17 protein-coding genes are annotated in these 17,983 nt (G+C 54.8%); 13 read left to right on the forward strand and 4 right to left on the reverse strand.

Annotated elements, in window-relative coordinates; genetic code table 11:
- Positions 1–15 precede the first annotated feature (15 nt).
- The 10 genes from folC to ACJJJB_RS03950 all read left to right on the forward strand — a co-directional run bounded on the left by folC (position 16) and on the right by ACJJJB_RS03950 (position 11,178).
- Complete coding sequence (folC, locus tag ACJJJB_RS03905) at positions 16–1,287, forward strand: bifunctional tetrahydrofolate synthase/dihydrofolate synthase (protein ID WP_444945405.1); 1,272 nt, start codon at positions 16–18, stop codon at positions 1,285–1,287.
- On the forward strand, positions 1,268–1,924 hold the full coding sequence (locus ACJJJB_RS03910; protein ID WP_282951221.1) for an SPOR domain-containing protein: 657 nt from the start codon (positions 1,268–1,270) through the stop codon (positions 1,922–1,924). The genes folC and ACJJJB_RS03910 overlap by 20 nt, the downstream gene beginning before the upstream one ends.
- A 240-nt stretch (positions 1,925–2,164) precedes the next feature.
- Positions 2,165–2,659, forward strand: coding sequence for a CvpA family protein (locus ACJJJB_RS03915; RefSeq protein ID WP_020411769.1), 495 nt, complete (start codon positions 2,165–2,167; stop codon positions 2,657–2,659).
- A 42-nt stretch (positions 2,660–2,701) separates the two neighbouring features.
- Positions 2,702–4,189: an amidophosphoribosyltransferase gene (gene purF / locus ACJJJB_RS03920; protein WP_020411770.1), complete on the forward strand. Its 1,488-nt coding sequence runs from the start codon at positions 2,702–2,704 to the stop codon at positions 4,187–4,189.
- A gap of 102 nt (positions 4,190–4,291) precedes the next feature.
- Positions 4,292–5,473, forward strand: coding sequence for an O-succinylhomoserine sulfhydrylase (locus ACJJJB_RS03925; RefSeq protein ID WP_445365773.1), 1,182 nt, complete (start codon positions 4,292–4,294; stop codon positions 5,471–5,473).
- A gap of 150 nt (positions 5,474–5,623) precedes the next feature.
- Positions 5,624–6,535: an AAA family ATPase gene (locus ACJJJB_RS03930; protein WP_353374982.1), complete on the forward strand. Its 912-nt coding sequence runs from the start codon at positions 5,624–5,626 to the stop codon at positions 6,533–6,535.
- Positions 6,536–6,539: 4 nt separating this feature from the next.
- On the forward strand, positions 6,540–7,526 hold the full coding sequence (locus tag ACJJJB_RS03935) for a DUF58 domain-containing protein (protein ID WP_353374983.1): 987 nt from the start codon (positions 6,540–6,542) through the stop codon (positions 7,524–7,526).
- Entirely contained in the window at positions 7,526–9,547 is a 2,022-nt protein-coding gene (locus ACJJJB_RS03940; RefSeq protein ID WP_020411775.1) for a transglutaminase TgpA family protein, read from the forward strand. Before ACJJJB_RS03935 ends, ACJJJB_RS03940 begins: the two co-directional genes overlap by 1 nt.
- A 3-nt stretch (positions 9,548–9,550) precedes the next feature.
- A complete protein-coding gene (locus ACJJJB_RS03945) occupies positions 9,551–10,792 on the forward strand; it encodes an MFS transporter (protein WP_444945402.1) in 1,242 nt (413 codons plus the stop codon).
- A 92-nt stretch (positions 10,793–10,884) separates the two neighbouring features.
- Complete coding sequence (locus ACJJJB_RS03950) at positions 10,885–11,178, forward strand: DUF3175 domain-containing protein (protein WP_444945401.1); 294 nt, start codon at positions 10,885–10,887, stop codon at positions 11,176–11,178.
- A gap of 37 nt (positions 11,179–11,215) precedes the next feature.
- Here ACJJJB_RS03950 and sppA read toward each other — a convergent pair whose 3' ends face one another.
- The 4 genes from sppA to arsC all read right to left on the reverse strand — a co-directional run bounded on the left by sppA (position 11,216) and on the right by arsC (position 14,482).
- On the reverse strand, positions 11,216–13,084 hold the full coding sequence (gene sppA, locus ACJJJB_RS03955; protein ID WP_020411778.1) for a signal peptide peptidase SppA: 1,869 nt from the start codon (positions 13,082–13,084) through the stop codon (positions 11,216–11,218).
- Positions 13,085–13,168: 84 nt separating this feature from the next.
- Positions 13,169–13,516, reverse strand: a complete 348-nt coding sequence (locus tag ACJJJB_RS03960) for a DUF2069 domain-containing protein (protein WP_020411779.1) — start codon at positions 13,514–13,516, stop codon at positions 13,169–13,171.
- A 10-nt stretch (positions 13,517–13,526) separates the two neighbouring features.
- On the reverse strand, positions 13,527–14,138 hold the full coding sequence (gene wrbA / locus ACJJJB_RS03965; protein ID WP_020411780.1) for an NAD(P)H:quinone oxidoreductase: 612 nt from the start codon (positions 14,136–14,138) through the stop codon (positions 13,527–13,529).
- Positions 14,138–14,482, reverse strand: a complete 345-nt coding sequence (arsC, locus tag ACJJJB_RS03970; RefSeq protein ID WP_020411781.1) for an arsenate reductase (glutaredoxin) — start codon at positions 14,480–14,482, stop codon at positions 14,138–14,140. Before arsC ends, wrbA begins: the two co-directional genes overlap by 1 nt.
- A gap of 126 nt (positions 14,483–14,608) precedes the next feature.
- Here arsC and ACJJJB_RS03975 point away from each other — a divergent pair, with 126 nt between their 5' ends.
- The 3 genes from ACJJJB_RS03975 to ACJJJB_RS03985 all read left to right on the forward strand — a co-directional run bounded on the left by ACJJJB_RS03975 (position 14,609) and on the right by ACJJJB_RS03985 (position 17,869).
- Positions 14,609–16,006 (forward strand): YihY family inner membrane protein, encoded by a 1,398-nt coding sequence (locus ACJJJB_RS03975; RefSeq protein ID WP_020411782.1) that lies wholly within the window; start codon positions 14,609–14,611, stop codon positions 16,004–16,006.
- Positions 15,981–16,382 carry a TlpA family protein disulfide reductase gene (locus ACJJJB_RS03980; RefSeq protein ID WP_445365774.1) on the forward strand — a complete coding sequence of 134 codons (402 nt, stop codon included), beginning with the start codon at positions 15,981–15,983 and terminating at the stop codon, positions 16,380–16,382. The genes ACJJJB_RS03975 and ACJJJB_RS03980 overlap by 26 nt, the downstream gene beginning before the upstream one ends.
- Positions 16,383–16,504: 122 nt before the next feature.
- Entirely contained in the window at positions 16,505–17,869 is a 1,365-nt protein-coding gene (locus ACJJJB_RS03985) for an L-cystine transporter (protein ID WP_445365775.1), read from the forward strand.
- The last annotated feature ends 114 nt before the right edge of the window (positions 17,870–17,983 follow it).

A 17,983-nucleotide genomic window follows, 5' to 3' on the forward strand; every position in this document is an offset into this window, starting at 1 on the left:
GTGATTTATCCAACTATGTCTTCATTGCAAGATTGGCTCTCCCGCCTTGAGCAGTTGCACCCAACTGAAATTGAGCTTGGCCTGGAACGGGTTTCCAGTGTGGCCGCTACCCTCGGTGTGCAAAAGCCGGCACCTACGGTAATTACGGTGGCAGGCACCAATGGAAAGGGCTCCTGCGTGGCGACAATGGAAGCCCTTCTGTGTGCTGCCGGCCATTCCGTTGGTGCCTATAGTTCCCCACATTTGCTGCGTTTTAATGAGCGGGTGCGGATCAATGGTGTCGAGGTATCTGATCTGGAATTGGTCCGCGCTTTTGAGGCGGTGGAGACTGCTCGCGGTGAAATAAGCCTGACTTATTTTGAGTTCTCGACCCTTGCGGCGCTCTGGCTGTACCAGCGCGCTGGGGTTGAGTTTGCACTATTGGAGGTCGGCCTTGGGGGGCGCCTGGATGCGGTTAACCTGGTGGATGCGGATTTGGCAATTATCACCAGCGTGGCCATTGATCATGAGGATTGGTTGGGAAGCGATAGGGAAGTGATCGGCCGGGAGAAAGCGGGTGTCCTGAGACCGGGAGCCCCGTTTGTCTGTGCAGATAAGAATCCTCCGCAATCCGTGTTGTCTGCGGCAGAAAAACAGGCAAATTCGAGCTATTTTATTGGACGGGATTTCTCTGTTACTCAAAGTGAAGGTGAAGAGAAATACCAGTTTGGCGAACTGCAGCTGACAATACCGCCGATCAGTCTGCCGCGCCCGAGTATTGCTGCAGCAATAACTGCACTGGTGCTACTGGGTGTTCTGCCGGAGGAGGGTGTAGAGAGCGCCCTGGCAAAAATAACCTTGCCGGGCCGATGCCAGCAGCTGTTATGGCACAATCGCAATCTGTTACTGGATGTCGGGCATAACCCCGCTGCGGCTGAGCATTTGGCCCGCTGGTTGGATGCGAACCCAGTATCGGGAGAGACCCACGCCCTGGTAGCGGTTATGGCGGATAAGGATCTCATTGGGCTGTTTGCCCCCCTGAGCAACCAGGTGAACCACTGGCACCCAGCGCTTTTGCCCGGAAATGATCGTGCTGCGGGAGCGGATGCACTGCTCAGTGGCCTTGCTGGTGCGGGTGTTGAAGTAACTAAAGTGGATGCCCGCTGTCCAATTGTCGCCGATGGTTTACAGCAGCTGTTAGCGACCACCGGTCCACAGGACAGGTTGCTTGTATTTGGATCCTTCTTTACTGTGGCGGAAGTTCTGCAGCAGATGCGAGATGAGGATAATGGAGAATTGCGAGGATAAGTCTCCCCTTAGGGGACGGCTGAACGATGGCTTCAAGCAGCGTATCGTCGGTGCGCTGGTATTGGCTGCGCTCGCTGTCATTTTCCTGCCCAGTCTGCTGGACCGGGAGTCGTCAGGCTACATCAGTGAGGTGAGCCAGATTCCAGCGGAACCGGATATACGGCCTATTGAGATTGCCAAGCCTGAGCCTGTTGCCAATGTGGCACCAGCCCCGGTGCCCGGAGAGGCTTTCCAGCCGGAAGTACCTGAGCAGTTTTCCAATCCCAAGGCGGCAACTGCGACCGAAGAGACTACGGCAGCGGTCGGTGGGGTACCCGACGATAATACTGTGCCTGATATCCCCGTCCGCTCAGCCCCACAAAAAGGGTCTTCCGCCTTAGTGGATACTCAGGGTCTGCCTGTGGCTTGGGTAGTGCAAGTGGCCTCTTATCGTGATGCCTCCCGTGCGGATCAGCTGCGTATGCGTCTTATGGACGAGGGGTATCGCGCTTATACTCGGGCGGTTGAAACTGATAAGGGGCGTTATGTGAGGGTCTTTGTGGGACCTAACGTGGAGAAAGCGGAAGCCCAGGCTCTGAAATCGAAGCTGGACGCCCTGCTGGAAGCCCAAACCTTGGTACTGCGCTTCAAAGCGTAACAGCAATTGCTATTTGTAATCCCTTTTTAATGGCCCGGTGGACGTTGTTGCCACCGGTGACCCTTGACTTCCAATGCACTTTTATTCGGCAGAAATTCACAGCTGGACCGTCAATCTTCCACGGATACTTGTTCTCTGGGTATTAAATTCCAATCGGTTGGCCTACGGCTTCACGCGCCTAGCCCCTTAAGTTAGAATGCGCGCTCTTCGCGGCAGCAGCCGCCACGCAGGTAGGGTTGAATGAATTGGGCTGACTGGACCATCCTGGCTATTGTGGGTATTTCCACACTCTTCGGCCTTAGCCGGGGTTTTGTGCGTGAGACCCTGTCACTGCTCACCTGGATCGCTGCCTTTATTGTCGCAATGATGTTTCGCGACCAGCTTGCGCCTCTGCTTTCAAATCTCGTCGATACTCCTTCCCTTCAGGTGATTGCCGCTTTTGCCATCCTGTTCTTTGGCACTCTCCTGGCTGGGGCTGTCCTGAATATGATGCTTTCCGCTTTTGTTGAGGCCACCGGTTTATCCGGCACTGACCGTGTGCTGGGTATGGTGTTTGGCTTGGTGCGGGGAGCAATTGTGGTGATGGCACTTTTGATTCTGGCTCCGGCACTGGTGCCGGTGGAGCAGGACAGCTGGTGGAGTGAGTCGGTATTGATTCCCCATTTCCTCGAGTTTGAGGGCAGTGCGCGGGAGCTGGCCAAGTCCGTGAAGGACTTTTTTGTAGAGTTATTTTAATCGGGCGCTAGCACCGCCTTTTCGATCAATAGGGTCAAATATATGTGTGGTATCGTCGGTATCGTCGGTAAGAGTGATGTCAATCTACAGCTCTATGATGGACTCACTCTATTGCAACACAGGGGGCAGGATGCCGCAGGCATCGTAACCTGTGACGATGATCGCCTGAACCAGCAAAGGGCCAATGGCCTGGTGCGCGATGTATTCCGTGCGCGCCATATGGAACGCCTGAAAGGTAATTTTGGTATTGGCCATGTGCGCTACCCTACTGCGGGAGGCTCCGGCCCCGCCCTGGCGCAACCGTTCTATGTGAACTCCCCTTACGGCATTGCCATGGCTCACAATGGCAACCTCACCAATGTACGCAAGGTAATGGACGAAATCTTCCAGCAGGACCTGCGTCATATCAACACTGATTCCGACTCGGAAGTATTGTTGAATGTGTTTGCCCATGAGCTGCACAAGCAGCACAAGTTGCAGCCCAAGGCAGAAGACATCTTTACCGCTATGCGTGCAGTACACAAACGTGTGCGTGGCGCTTATGCCTGTGTGGCCTTGATTGTTGGCTACGGTATCGTCGCATTCCGCGATCCAAATGGAATTCGCCCACTGGTTTACGGCAAACGCGAGACCGAGAAGGGCACCGAATATATGGTGGCTTCTGAGTCTGTGGCCCTGGATGTACTGGGTTATACCCTGGTGCGGGATGTGGCTCCTGGTGAGGCACTGTATATTGAGCTGGATGGTACCGTGCATTCCGAGCAGTGTGCGGAAAACCCGTCCCTGACCCCCTGTATTTTCGAGCATGTGTATTTCGCCCGCCCGGATTCCATTATGGACGGCGTATCTGTGCACAAAGCGCGTCTGCGTCAGGGTGAGCACCTGGCAGATAAAATTCTGCGCCTGCGTCCGGATCACGATATCGACGTGGTGATTCCAATTCCCGATTCCGCCCGTACTGCCGGCCAGACTGTGGCGCACCGATTGGGGGTTAAATTCCGCGAGGGTATGGTAAAAAACCGCTATATCGGCCGTACCTTTATTATGCCGGGACAGAAGCAGCGCAAGAAGTCTGTGCGCCAGAAGCTGAACGCGATTGAGCTGGAATTCCGCGGCAAAAATGTACTGCTGGTGGATGACTCCATTGTACGCGGTACCACCTGTAAACAGATTATCCAGATGGCCCGTGATGCCGGTGCTGCGAAAGTGTATTTCGCCAGTGCAGCGCCTGCGGTGAAATATCCGAATGTGTACGGTATTGATATGCCATCAGCCAATGAATTGGTGGCCCACGATCGCACCACTGAGGAGATCTGCCAGGAGATCGGTGCAGATTGGTTGGTTTACCAGGATCTGGAAGACCTGGTAGTGAGTTCCAGTGGCGGCAAGCAGAAAATTGAGCAGTTCGATTGCTCTGTATTCGATGGAAACTATGTAACTGGCGATGTGGATGAGGAGTACCTCAATAACCAGCATGTGGCACGTAATGACGATGCCAAGCGCAAGAAGGCCAATACCAGCGCCTTGTAATTGACCTGGACCAGCGTCCTCTTCACGGCAGAAGAGGGCGCCATGCACGGCCGTTTCGGTTAAGATGACCGCTTCCAAAAAATACTGACCAGGAAGCGGTATATGTTTGAAGACGACGGTTACGCTCTGGAAACCCTGGCCGTGCGTGCCGGGCAGGTCCGTTCGCCGGAAGGCGAGCACTCTGAGGCCCTCTATCTTACCTCCAGTTACGTTTTCCCCTCCGCTGCGGAAGCCGCCGCACGTTTTACCGGCGAGAGTTCCGGTAACGTTTATTCCCGCTACACCAATCCCACTGTGCGTATGTTTGAAGAGCGTATTGCCGCGCTAGAGGGCGGTGAGGCAGCTGTGGCGACTTCCAGTGGTATGGCCGCGATCCTCAGTATTTGCATGGCTTTGCTGAAAAGTGGTGATCGGGTAATTTGTTCCCGCAGCGTATTTGGTACTACTACCGCACTGTTTGGACGCTATATGGAAAAGTTCGGTGTGCGCGTAAGCTACGTGGATCTCACTGATATGGATGCCTGGAAGCAGGCGGTGGACGGCTCTACCAAGCTGTTATTCATGGAGACTCCTTCCAACCCCCTGTGCGAGGTGGCAGATATTCGCGCCCTGGCGGAAGTGGCACATAGTGCCGGTGCTCTGCTGGTGGTGGATAACTGTTTCTGTACCCCGGCACTACAGCGTCCGTTGTCGCTGGGCGCTGATATCGTTGTGCACTCCGCGACAAAATTCCTTGATGGCCAGGGGCGTGCCCTTGGCGGCGTCACAGTTGGGCGCAAGGAAATTATGGATGAGTTGGTGGTATTTTTGCGCACAGCTGGCCCCAGCATGAGCCCTTTCAATGCCTGGGTATTCCTTAAGGGCTTGGAGACGCTGAAGCTGAGGATGCAGGCCCACTGTACTAATGCACTCGATTTGGCCTGGTGGTTGGATGAGCAGGAGATGGTGGAGAGAGTCAACTACACCGGTTTGCCAAAGCACCCCCAGCACCGGTTGGCTCGGGAGCAACAGGATGCCTTCGGCGCCGTGCTGAGTTTCACTGTGCGCGGTGGCAGGGAACAGGCTTGGAAGGTGATCGACAGTTGCAAAATCCTGTCTTGTACAGCCAATCTCGGTGATGCCAAGAGCACGATCGTGCATCCGGCCACCACCACCCACGGACGCCTGAGCGATGAAGACAGGGCCCGTGCGGGTATCACCGAAAACCTGATTCGCATTTCTGTGGGGCTTGAAAATGTGGAAGATCTCAAGCGCGACCTTATGCGGGGCTTGTCCCAGCTGTAGGTTGCACTTTTTGGCAGTGCCCCTTTCTACCTATGATTAATACGGGGTAGCCAGCTTATTTGCAGCAAAAAGCTGCCGGTGAGTGCTACCCATATTGAGGTTGAGGCCGTGTCCGAGGCCTGAAAAAAACAGAGCAGTAATGGATTTGCCGTGCAAAAAATAGTTTCCGCCATAGTTTCCGATATCGGCAGTGTTCTGCTGGGTAAAGAGCGTCAGGTAAAGTTGGCTTTGGCCTGCCTTTTGTCAAAAGGGCACCTGTTGATTGAGGATTTACCCGGCATGGGTAAGACCACCCTGGCCCACGCCCTGGCTCAGGTGTTGGGGCTTTCCTACAAGCGGGTGCAATTCACCAGTGATATGTTGCCGGCGGATATACTTGGCGTTTCCATTTTTGACAGGGAATCGGGTCAGTTCCATTTTCACGAGGGCCCGGTTTTTAGCCAGGTTCTTTTGGCAGATGAGATCAACCGTTCTTCGCCAAAAACCCAGAGTGCGCTGCTTGAGGCGATGGAAGAGTGCCAAGTCAGTGTGGATGGCGAGACCAGGTTATTGCCACAACCATTTTTTGTAATTGCTACCCAGAATCCACTGCAACAGTCTGGCACTTTCGCTTTACCGGAATCCCAGCTGGACCGCTTCCTGATGCGCATCAGTCTTGGTTATCCGACCAGAGAGGCCGAGCGAGCCCTGTATTTGGGCACCGATCCGCGCCAACAGCTTGCTAAATTAAAGCCGCGTATCGATCTCGCAACCCTGAAAAAGATGCAGAGCCTAGTGGGCCAGGTAAAAACTTCCGACAGTTTATTGGATTACCTTGAACGGCTTGTACTGCATACACGACAGAGCCCGGATTGCGCGGTCGGTTTGTCGCCCCGTGGTGCACTGGCGTTGTTGCGAGCGGCTAAGGCCTGGGCGCTTCTTCACAATCGCGGCCATGTGTTACCTGAGGATATCCAAGCCGTATTGCCCTCTGTGGCGGGGCACCGATTACAGGGCGAGGGTGGCAATGGCGATCAGTTGGTGGAGCGGCTGGTACGCCAAGTGGATATTATCGCGGCTTGAATGAATGAGTGTTTTACGCAACCCGGCTCGTTTTCTTACAGACCCCTTGCGTGGCGCCATGCAGCGCTGGCTCAGTCGCCGTGCGCCGCGCTCCCGCAGTATCACCCTCAATCACAGTCGTCTTTTTATCTTGCCCACCCGTGCGGGGCTAGGGTTTCTTCTGGTGATTATGCTGCTGTGGTTACTGGGTACTAATTACGAAAATAACCTGGTATTTGCCCTGACTTTCCTGCTTGTCAGTGTATTTGTAGTTTTGCCAGTGCATACCTTCGCCAACTTGACTGGCTTGCGCCTGCAGTTGCTTGGCACAAGCCCGGCTTTTGCTGGCGACTTTGCTGAAGCGCAAATCAATATAAGCCGTGAGGATAAGCGCGAAAGGGAGTGGATACGACTGTGCTGGCCTCCCGAAGAAGGTGCTTACTTGGATCTTTGTGCGCAGGCTAGCGAGGATATTCGCATTTCCATGCCTGTGGTGGAGCGCGGCCGTGTACAGGCCCCGCGTCTGCGAATTGAAAGCCGCTTCCCCCTCGGCTTATTTTGCTGTTGGAGTCGTATCGACCTAGATGTGGAGTTCCTGGTATACCCCCGACCGATATCTGCTGGTCCTCTTCCTTTTGGGGGCGTACAAACAGAGGGGGATTTCGGCGAGGTGCGCCATGGGGGTGATGATTTCAGTGCCCTTAAAGCTTATCAGCCCGGCGATTCCCTGCGGCACGTGGCCTGGAAACAATATGCCGCGGGGCGTGATCTTTACAGCAAGGATTATGAGTGCCGCACTGATGTGCGCCTCTGGCTCGATTGGGCACTGCTCGATGGGCGCGATGTGGAAACCCGTTTGAGCAACTTGTGTTACTGGTGCCTGCAAGCAGAGAAACAAGGCATTGCTTATGGGCTGCGCTTGCCCGGTGTCGCTATCGAGCCTTCCCTGGGGCCGAGCCACCAGCGGGAAGTGCTGCAGGCTCTGGCCCTGTTTCCGAAGTGGGGTAGTTAATGGCCACCACCCAGGATTTGCTGCCCCGCGAGAGCTTACTGTGGATCTTCGCTGCACAGTTTGTTGCTCTTTTACCCCAGTTTACCCAGCTGCCGCTTTGGGTGCCCTTTGCTTGGGCCTTCGCTGTCTATTGGCGCCTAGAAGTTTTTCGAGGTCGTCGAGACCTGCCTGGCCGTACTCTGAAGCTTCTGGTGATTTTTCTGATAATAGCCGGGTTGGCTATGTCCTACCGGCGCTGGTTTGCGCTGGAGCCGATGGTTGCACTGCTGACCGTGTCATTCACCCTGAAAAACCTGGAGCTGGTGAGCCGCCGTGACGCCTTTGTCAGCCTGTTATTGGCTTATTTCGTCGCCGCCACTCTTTTTGTGCGAGAGCAGACTATTCCCTACGCTCTTTACGGTTTGCTCAGTGTTGTTGTGATCACTGCAGCCCTAGCTGCTCAAATGGGTAGCTTTAGTGCTCGCCCGCGTCGGGCCCTGGGGCTTTCCCTGCGACTGCTGGCCCAGGCTACGCCGCTAATGCTGCTGCTGTTTGTGGTGATGCCGCGTCTGGGGCCCTTGTGGTCAGTACCCCAGGACACATCTGCCGGGCGCACTGGGGTCAGCGATTCCATGGCTCCGGGCGACTTTACCCGCCTATCGAAATCCGATAAGCCGGCACTGCGGATCTCATTCGATGGACCCATACCGCCGCCAGAGCAGCGCTATTGGCGCGGTTTGGTGTATTCCGAGTTTGATGGGCGCACCTGGCGTCAGGGCTTTGGTGTCGATCCGCGCAATGGTGGGCGCGTTTACTGGAGGAGTGGTGAGCGGCCGCTGCCTCAGGTGGGGCCACGTTACCGTTATCAAGTGATTCAGGAGGCAAGCCGGACCCCGTGGTTGTTTGCCCTGGCGCGCCCGGTTTCCGATAGCACCGAAGTGGGGGAGACCGAGGATGACCGGCTGGTTAAACGGACTCCTGTTTACAGTCGCTTTGCCTATGAAGTGCGCTCCTGGCCGAGGGATACCGATAGTGTGCAGGCTCCTCTTAGCACCGCCGAACGCCGTCGCAATTTGCAGTTGCCTGTAGAGGGTAACGAGCGCACCCGTAAGTGGGTGGAGAACTTGCGTCGCAGGGGGTTGGGTGCAGAGGAAATTTCCACGCAGCTGTTAGCTCGTTACAACCGCGAATTTACTTATACATTGAGGCCCCCGGCTCTGGGTGTTGATAGTGTTGATGAATTCCTGTTTGGCAGTAAACAGGGCTTTTGTGAACATTTTGCTGGCAGTTATGTGTTCGCAATGCGCGCTGCAGGTGTACCTGCACGGGTTGTCGCCGGTTATCAGGGTGGTGAGTGGGTAAGGGGTGAGCAATATCTGTTGGTTCGAGAGTACGATGCCCACGCGTGGGCGGAGATCTGGCTGGATGGGCGTGGCTGGCAGCGGGTGGACCCCACTGCGGCAGTAGCGCCTGAGCGGGTGCGCGATGGACTGGAGAGTGCAGCTGGAGAGGAGTTTATGCAGGACTCGCTGCTGCCCCTGCACCGTATTGATGTACTGGTAAAACTTCGACTGCAATGGGACATGATCAACTACCGTTGGTACCAGACGGTAGTGAGCTTCGATAGTGAAAGGCAGCGCGATACTTTGCAGCGTTTGCTGGGTGATGTGTCTCCACTGCGAATGGCGCTGTTGTTTGCTTTACCAACTGTACTGGCATTGCTGGGCGTATTGGCGTGGATCTGGTACAGCGGTCGCAGACGCAAGTTGCCACCGGCGGAGCGGCTATACCGCAAGTTTTGTCGTCGCATGGCGCGCGCAGGGGTAAAACGCGATGCCGGAGAGACGCCGCAGGATTATGCGGAGCGTATCGCCGCGCAAAAGCCGCGTTTGGCAACCCTGGCACAACGGGTTACCGATGCTTTTGAGCGAGCGGCTTATGCCGGTGAGAGTGCGGCTTTGAGTGAGCTGCGTCAGCTGCTGCGTTGGCGATTAGCGTCAGCTGTCAGTCCTGCCCACAAGCGGGAACTGGTGGGGAGCTGAAACTTGACTAACCTCTCACGCAAAATGCCGGCCCGGTTGCAGAAGTTTCTACTGGGTTACAGCGGAACATCGCTGGCAACTGGGTTGCAGGTCATTTTACTGCCTTGGATAGCACTGACTATTGTGGATTTGCCAGCACTGCAGTTGGGCTGGGTGCAAGCGTCGGTATTGCTTCCCAACCTGATATTCCTGTTGTTTGGTGGCGCCCTGGCTGACCGACGCGATCCGGCACTGGTGGCCACACTGGCCTGCCTGGGGCTTGCCCTGTGCCACGGTGGGCTGTTGCTCTACTACTCGTTAAACGTGGTCACACTGCCAGTATTGATGATCTATGGCGTTTGCCTGGGTATTTGCAGCGCGTTCCTGCAGCCTTCACGGGATAACTTGGTACAGCGTAGCGCGCGCAATGAGCAGGGCAGGGCATCAGAAAGCCGCGTTCAGAAAACCGTTACCTGGATGATGTTGGCCCAATATGGTGGACAGGCGGCAGGTATGTTGCTGGCGAGCCGATTTGATCAGTGGGGTTTACAGCCCTTATTAGTTGTTCAGGTAGGGGTGCTATTACTGGCAGCACTCTCCCTGCTGTCCCTGCGCGACGGTGAAACCCGCGTGACGGAGATAGAGAAGCGCCCTCACACTCTGATTCTTGATGGCCTCTCCCAGGCTTGGCGGCATCCGGTCTTACGCGAGTTGACTGCGCTGATGGCGTTCAATGGCTTCGTGCATATCGGTGTATTTCTGGTGGTATTGCCACTGCTGGCGGAGGGGTATGGCCGCGGTGCCGGATACTACGCGACCCTGCAACTGGCTTTTGTAGCGGGAACGGTGATCGCCACTGTAACCATGTTGCGCCGGGGACAGGGGCCTGAACCGGGGCGGGGGATTCTTATGTGCCTGCTCTATAGTGCGGCTCTGTTGATCGCCATTAGCCTTGGCCCCACCCAGCTGGGGCTGATCTTGCTTTGCCTGTGCTGGGGAGCAGTTGCGGCCGCCTCTGCCGGTTTGGGGCGCAGTATTGTGCAACTGTTGGCTCCGGCGGAGTACCGCAGCCGGATTATCTCAATTTACCAGTTTGCTCTATTTGGCTCGGCTGCCCTGGGTGCTCTGGCGGCGGGAGTTCTGAGCGAATATGCGGCCCCGTTCTCGACGCTCATGTGGGCCGGTATCTTAAGCCTTGTCGCCTTTGGATTGGTGGCATTGAGTGGTGCTTTACGCCAGTTAAGGGTCAGTGACCCGGAAGTTTAATGCATCGCCTGGCGCTGCCTTTGGGGCGCGATTTGGTCACCATATAGTTGGCATAATCAGCAAGTGTAGATTTTGAGGGTGGGAGGTGAAATTTGGGTCCTGCCAAAACAGTCAACTGGTCTGAGCAGGTGACGCGAAGCAGTCGTGCCCTGGATCTGCCTGAAGGACTATTTAGCCTTGATAACCCTAAGGCTATTGCCTGTTCACTAAAGGCCGCTGCCGAGTCCAGTAAGCGGTGCAAGGCTGATCCCTATCGCTCCGCAATGTCGATGCTGACGTTCTTTATCAATCGTGCAGGGCATCGCCTGCCGGCCAAAAGGCGGCGTATTCTGGAGGCGGCTAAAGATGAATTGCGCGATCTGTATGGGCGTCCGCGCCGGCATTGAACCGGCGGCGGAGAATGGCATCAGGCTATGAAAGCTTTTAGGGCGCCTGGCAGGGCAGGCAACGCACGTAGAGGGCGCGTGGGTCGCGGTAGCTCTGCAGTTCGGCGATTGGCGCCAGCACCGGCTGTACGCTATTTAACCAGGCGCCTAAGGGCAGGTTGGCCTCAAGGCTTGCGGCGATTTGCGCGTCCACATTATCGCTCAGCGCGCGCAAGAACTTCTCACCGGGGCTCAGTTCACGCTGAATCTCTATTACGTCGTATTCTTCGATTTCAGCAAGCTGCGCGGCGTCGGCGATGGCATCGCTGAGATTGCCGAGATCGTCCACCAGTCCCAGTTTCTTGGCCGCGCGGCCAGTCCATACTTGCCCCTGCGCAATCTTGTGTACCTCTTTGGGGGTGCTGCCACGAGCCTCGGCAACAATACGCAGGAAGCGGGCATAGGTATTATCGACGCCCTGTTGCAGGATGCTGGCGGCTGCCGGTGGCAGGGCGCGATCCAGGCGCATGCTGCCAGCCAGGTCTGAGGTGCCAACTCCATCGGTGTAGACGCCGATGTGCTCGAGAGAATCCTCGAATGTTGGGAAGGCGCCAAATACTCCAATAGAGCCGGTGAGAGTGGCCGGGGAGGCCCAGATACGATCACCACCAGTGGCAATCCAGTAGCCCCCTGACGCGGCCAGGCTCCCCATGGATATAACGACAGGTATATCGGCTTCGCGGGTGGCCAGCAGTTCCTGGCGAATGGCTTCAGAAGCAAAGGCGGAGCCGCCGCCGCTGTCGATGCGCAGAACCAGGGCTTCCACTTTCTTTTCACGAGCCTGGGCGATCAACTTACCGAGGCTCTCGCTGCCAATACGCCCCGCAGGAGCCTGGCCGTCAATAATGGCGCCGCTCGCAGTGATGAGGCCAATCTTGTTGGATTCCTTGATTGGCTTTGCAGTCTCGGAAATTTTACGGCTTCGCAGGTAGGTGAGGGCGTCGATGTATTTGTAATCGCGGTCTTTGTTTTCGTCTTCGCCTATTTCTTGCTTCAGCGCTTTCAGGGCCTCAATACGGCTCGCTAGCTGGTCCACCAGTTTGTTGGCAAGTGCGGCATCAGCCCAGCTACCCTCGTTCTGTTGCAACTTTTCCGGCAGCTCACTGATGAAGATATCGAGACTTTCCGCAGGCAGGTTACGCAGACCTGTTACCTGCTCACTATATTCACTCCAGAGTTCATTCAGCCAGCGCTGGTTATTTTCACGGGAGGCTGGGGACATATCATCCCGGGTATAGGGCTCGATAAAGTCTTTGTAATCCCCCACACGAAATACATGGAAGTTTACCTTGAGTTTTTCCAGTGCACTCTTGTAGTAATTGCGGTAGACACCAAAGCCAGTGAGCATCACTGAACCCATTGGGTTCAGGTAGACCGTGTCGGCATGGCTGGCGAGGAAATACTGGGATTGGGTGTAGTTATCCCCCACTGCGTAGATGGGTTTATCGGCGGCTTTAAATCTCTGTAGTGCGGCACCGATTTCATCTAACTTGCTAAGGCTGCCCCCTACCATATGGTCCAGTTCAAGCACCAGCGAGGAGATTCGCTTATCCTTGGCGGCATTATCGATGGCGTCTACTAGATCTTTGACACGCACTTCTGCCGGGCCCCGGTTGCCGCTGAGGAAAATTGGCAGCGTAGCGGGTTGGGTGAGTTCATCCACAAGGAAGCCACTGGGTGCGACACGCAGAGCCGCACCCTGAGGTACCACCAGCTGATCGTCTTTCCCAAAAATAGCAATACCGAGAAACAGCAATATCAGGAGAAATACCAAGTTGGTAAATACTCGTCGCAACCAGGTAATGGCGCCACCGATAGCACCAAAAAAACTACGGACAAATCCTTTTTGCTGGTGTAAATCAGTCAAACCTCAAAACTCCTTAGCGCGTCGGGGACCAGGGTAACCCACGCATTTGTGTCTGGAACCAATGGCGGTACGACCGCCGCGGGGTTACTGCATGCGATGCCAGCGACTGCTCATCATTGCAGAGAAGAATAGGATAAGGCTCAGGGCCGCCATTACGCCATCCTGCCAGCCGCGTGTAGGCATCATTACATCGACAATGCTGGTTGTGATGTAAAGGAGCAGGATAAAGCAGAGCCATAGGTAGCTGCGGTAACGCTGTTTGATTAAGCCCGGCAGCACTAACAGCAGTGGCACGGTCTGTATGGTCCACAACAGGATGGAGCCCCCCTCTAAAAACAGGTTTCGCACGGCAATAAGCGCTAGCAGGCCGATATAGCAAAACCAGTTAATTCGCAGCGCAATATGAAGTTTGCGCTTTACCGTATCATTCACGCGCTACCCCCTATTTGGCTGCGGCTTCTAATGTTTGGGACAGTTGGCCGACTCGGGCACCCAATGCCTTGCACAAGGTGATCTCATCATCACTGAGCACGCTACTACGCCCTTTGGCCCAGTGAGATGCACCATAGGGGGTTCCACCGGTTTGGGTACGCATCAGTGCGGCCTCGGAATATGGGATGCCGGTGATCAGCATGCCGTGGTGCAGAAGTGGCAGCATCATGGAAGTTAGGGTGGTCTCCTGGCCGCCATGGAGGCTACCTGTTGCGGTGAATACCCCCGCAGGTTTTCCGGTCAGGCTGCCCTCCAGCCAGATGTCACCAGTCTGGTCGAGGAAATAGCGCAGAGGTGAAGCCATATTGCCGAAGCGGGTAGGGCTGCCCATCAGCAGCCCGGAGCAGTTGCGTAGGTCTTCCAGGGAGCAGTAAGGGGCTCCCTCACTAGGCACTGGTGGTTGGCTGGCTTCTGTATCGGGGGAAACACTGGGGACTGTGCGGAGGCGCGCAGCCACCCCGCTGGATTCAACTCCGCGAGCCAGTTCTTTGGCCATGCGTTCGGTGGCACCGGTGCGGCTGTAGTAGAGAATCAGCACATAGGGTTCTGAATCCGAGGCCATTAAAGCAGCTCCAGCACATTTTCTGGTGGGCGGCCGATAGCGGCTTTGTCACCTTTTACAACAATTGGCCGCTGAATCAGAATTGGGTTCTGTGCCATGGCGTCGATCAGTTGGGCTTCACTCAGGTCGCGATCTTTCAGGTTGAGTTGCTTGTAGGGCTCTTCACCTGTACGTAGCAGGTCCCGTGCACTAATGCCGAGTTTGATAAGGATCTCTTTTAGGTTTTCTGCGCTGGGCGGCGTTTCCAAATAGAGAACTACTTCTGGCTCCACGCCATTTTCCTGCAACAGTTGCAGCGTTTGACGGGATTTTGAGCAGCGGGGGTTGTGGTAAATCGTCCACATTGGGTCGGCATCCTGTTAGTGTTTGGCGTATTCTAACCGAATAACGTTGCGGAGTTCTAAGTGCGGGCTGGCATTGCCTGCTTCTGCTGATAACCGCACATTGCAAGATGGAAAACGGAAACCACCATGAAGGATACGGTGATTCAATGGCGGCGCTTTGCCACTTCGCTGTGGTCGCTGTTTAGTGAAAAAGACTGCCAGAAGAGTGCTGCGGCACTCACCTATATGACCCTGTTTGGCATAGTGCCTTTGGTAACGGTCAGCTACGCGATGCTATCCCTGTTTCCAGATTTTGCCGGTTTGGAGAGCAAGTTTCAGGAACAGGTTTTTTCCCACTTTGTGCCACAAAGTGGTCGAGAGGTGCAGGAATATATCAACAGCTTCTCCGCTCAGGCCCAGCGCCTGACAGGGGTGGGCATCGCCATGTTGATTATTACCGCTGGACTGACCCTGAGAAGTATCGAAGGTACTTTCAACTCCATTTGGGATGTTTCCCGCGGGCGCAGCGGGGTCTCCAGTTTTCTGCTGTATTGGGCCATTCTTAGCCTGGGCCCTATTTTATTGGGTGCCGGCCTCGCCGCCAGTACCTATCTTCTCTCTCAAAAACTGTTTATGGGGGGGGAGGATGGTTTTGGCATGATGGCGGTGGTATTGAGGGTACTGCCTTTTATTTTCACCAGCATTATTTTTACTCTTCTGTTTATTGCCGTCCCCAACTGTTATGTGCCTCTGCGCCATGGTATTGAAGGTGGTGTAATTACCTCGATCGCCTTCGAAATAATGAAGTACTTGTTTGGGTTAATTGTTGCGCGAAGCTCGGTTCAGGCTATCTATGGGGCCTTTGCATTTGTGCCGTTATTCCTGTTATGGATTTACTTGACCTGGATGCTGGTACTGGCTGGTTGCGTACTGGTGCGCACCTTGTCGGTTTACCAGGCGGCAACCCAGGGGCGGCAGCATTCGGATTTGGTGGCAACCCTGATTGTGCTATGGCAACTTTATAAGGGCGGTCGCCATGGTAAACCTTTGCGTGAGCAAGATATTTCTTTAATGGGGATCAAGTTTGGGCAGTGGCGTCGCCTGCGCAATGTACTTCAGGGGCACCGGGTGATAACCCAGACCGAAAGGAATGATTATGTCCTGTTGCGCGACTTGAATTCCGTTTCGCTAATGGAGCTGGCTGGCTGGCTGAGTCCGCACTGGATACCCAGTAGTATCCCCCGTGATCTGGAGGGTTTCCGCTGGTACGCAGATATAGAGCACCGTTTTGCCAATGCGCGGGATTCCGCCAGGGAGCAGCTCAGTATTACGATCGGCGCCTTGTTCTGGGCGGCCCGGCAGAAAGATGAGGAGTCTTGGGCCAGGCACGGTAGCGCCCCTGCAGATACCATCGAGAATAATAATGAACGTGATAGCAATGGCCGCGAGGGAGAGAAGGATGTTTCAGGTAGTAAATCTAAAAAACGTGAAGGGAGTCCTGGGGCTGGCCTTTCTGTGCTTGGCAAGCGGAATAAGCGGCTGTGATAGTGGGGTTAATTTAAAGAGCAGCAGTGGTGCGCTTATTGAGACTGAGGGCAAAATAGTTCTGGTCAACTACTGGGCGGAATGGTGTGCACCCTGTCGAGAGGAGGTGCCTGTGCTCAACCAGCTGGCGCAGGCCAATAGCAATATAGTTGTGGTGGGAGTTAATTTTGATAATCTGCCAGATTCCGTTGTCAGCGAGCAGGCGCAAAAACTGGGAATAGAATTTCCCTTATTATCTACTGAACCAGAGGGCCGCTGGGGTCAGCCTAGGCCTGACGTTCTGCCTACAACCCTGGTTATCGGTACCGATGGCAGTTGGAAGGAAACCCTGGTGGGTCCGCAGTCTGCTGAGGACTTTAAAGCGGTACTGCAATAATATAAATCGCGGAACCTACAAATAACTGTATAAAAATATAACTAAAGCAACTATAGGGCGTTGGCGTAACGCTGATAGCATGCCGCCACTTTCCAGTTTGCCCGCTGTGGGATTTTCAGATCATGCATATCAGCTCCTTTGCTCTGCTGTTTTTCTTTGTTGCCTTGCTCTTTGCTTTACATCGCTGGCATAGAGGCCGGAAGTCTCTGGCCCCCGCAGTTTTTGCCGGCCTGCTACTCGGTGTAGTTTTTGGTGCTCTGTTGCAATTATCTCGTGGCTGGGGTGCCGCCCCCGTAGAAGTATTGCCCTGGATCCAGATGCTGGGTAAAAGTTACGTAAACCTGCTGTACATGCTGGTTATGCCGCTTGTACTTACTTCTATCCTTGTTGCGGTAGTGAAAGTTAGTCATACACAGGCGCTTGGCAGAATCAGCGTTTCCGTTTTGGGGGTATTGCTAGGCACAACAGCGATAGCAGCCTTAATCGGCGTAGCCATGGCAGAGCTCTTTGGCCTCTCCGCCGCTGGGCTGGTTGAGGGTTCCCGAGAGGCAGCACGGGTTGAAGTACTCAATGAGAGAATCGGCAGGGTGAGTGATCTCTCCATACCGGAAATTATCAGCACCTTTATTCCGCGTAATATATTTCAGGATTTGACCGGTGCCCGCTCCACCTCTGTGATTTCAGTGGTTATTTTTGCTGTGCTATTGGGTCTTGCGGCCCTGGCTGTGCGTCGAGAGTTCCCGGAAGAGGGCGCGGCAATTGAGCGCTTTATTCATATTGCCCAAGTGTGGGTGATGAAGCTTGTGCGCCTGGTGATGGCTTTCACTCCATACGGTGTAATGGCACTGGTTGCAGGATTGATTGCAAAGTCCAGTTGGGCTGATATCGCCAATCTGTTTGGGTTTGTGGTGGCCTCTTTTTGTGCGATTGGTCTGATGTTCCTAGTTCATGGGGCACTGTTATTTATAAATGGAGTGAACCCACTGCACTATTTCGCCAAAGTATGGCCGGTGTTGATATTTGCTTTCAGCTCCCGCTCCAGTGCTGCAACAATACCGCTCAACGTGGAAACACAGGTGGAACAGTTGCGTAACTCTCCCGCGATTGCCAATTTTTCCGCATCGTTTGGGGCTACTATTGGGCAGAATGGTTGCGCCGGTATTTATCCTGCGATGCTTGCCACTATGGTGGCGGTACCCATGGGAATTGATGTGTGGGACCCGCTTTGGTTGGGTACCCTGATTGCGGTAGTGGTTATCAGTTCATTTGGGATTGCTGGCGTGGGTGGCGGTGCTACTTTTGCCGCGCTGGTGGTACTTCCAGCCATGGGGCTGCCCGTAACAATTGCCGCATTGTTGATTTCCGTGGAACCACTGATCGATATGGCGCGTACCGCACTGAACGTTAACGGTGCTATGACGGCTGGAACCCTGACACAGCGCTGGCTGGGTGATGAAGTACCCGGAGCTGAAGTGGTAGAAGGGTGAGTAAAATGCCAGTGACTACTGGCATTTGTCTTAAACAGTCTTTATTGAGGGTGAATTACCAGAAAAATCAGGGTTGACTGTCAACCATTTAGTGCAGAGGCCGTTCTAGTCAGT

This window comes from Microbulbifer variabilis, assembly GCF_052468405.1.

Excerpts from the sequence above, each read along its gene's own strand:
- purF (WP_020411770.1), top strand. The coding sequence starts at position 2,702 with ATGTGTGGTATCGTCGGTATCGTCGGTAAGAGTGATGTCAATCTACAG.
- ACJJJB_RS03925 (WP_445365773.1), top strand. The coding sequence starts at position 4,292 with ATGTTTGAAGACGACGGTTACGCTCTGGAAACCCTGGCCGTGCGTGCC.
- ACJJJB_RS03915 (WP_020411769.1), top strand. The coding sequence starts at position 2,165 with ATGAATTGGGCTGACTGGACCATCCTGGCTATTGTGGGTATTTCCACA.
- ACJJJB_RS03985 (WP_445365775.1), top strand. The coding sequence starts at position 16,505 with ATGCATATCAGCTCCTTTGCTCTGCTGTTTTTCTTTGTTGCCTTGCTC.
- ACJJJB_RS03935 (WP_353374983.1), top strand. The coding sequence starts at position 6,540 with ATGAGTGTTTTACGCAACCCGGCTCGTTTTCTTACAGACCCCTTGCGT.
- wrbA (WP_020411780.1), bottom strand. The coding sequence starts at position 14,138 with ATGGCCTCGGATTCAGAACCCTATGTGCTGATTCTCTACTACAGCCGC.
- ACJJJB_RS03940 (WP_020411775.1), top strand. The coding sequence starts at position 7,526 with ATGGCCACCACCCAGGATTTGCTGCCCCGCGAGAGCTTACTGTGGATC.
- folC (WP_444945405.1), top strand. The coding sequence starts at position 16 with ATGTCTTCATTGCAAGATTGGCTCTCCCGCCTTGAGCAGTTGCACCCA.
- arsC (WP_020411781.1), bottom strand. The coding sequence starts at position 14,482 with ATGTGGACGATTTACCACAACCCCCGCTGCTCAAAATCCCGTCAAACG.
- ACJJJB_RS03975 (WP_020411782.1), top strand. The coding sequence starts at position 14,609 with ATGAAGGATACGGTGATTCAATGGCGGCGCTTTGCCACTTCGCTGTGG.
- ACJJJB_RS03910 (WP_282951221.1), top strand. The coding sequence starts at position 1,268 with ATGGAGAATTGCGAGGATAAGTCTCCCCTTAGGGGACGGCTGAACGAT.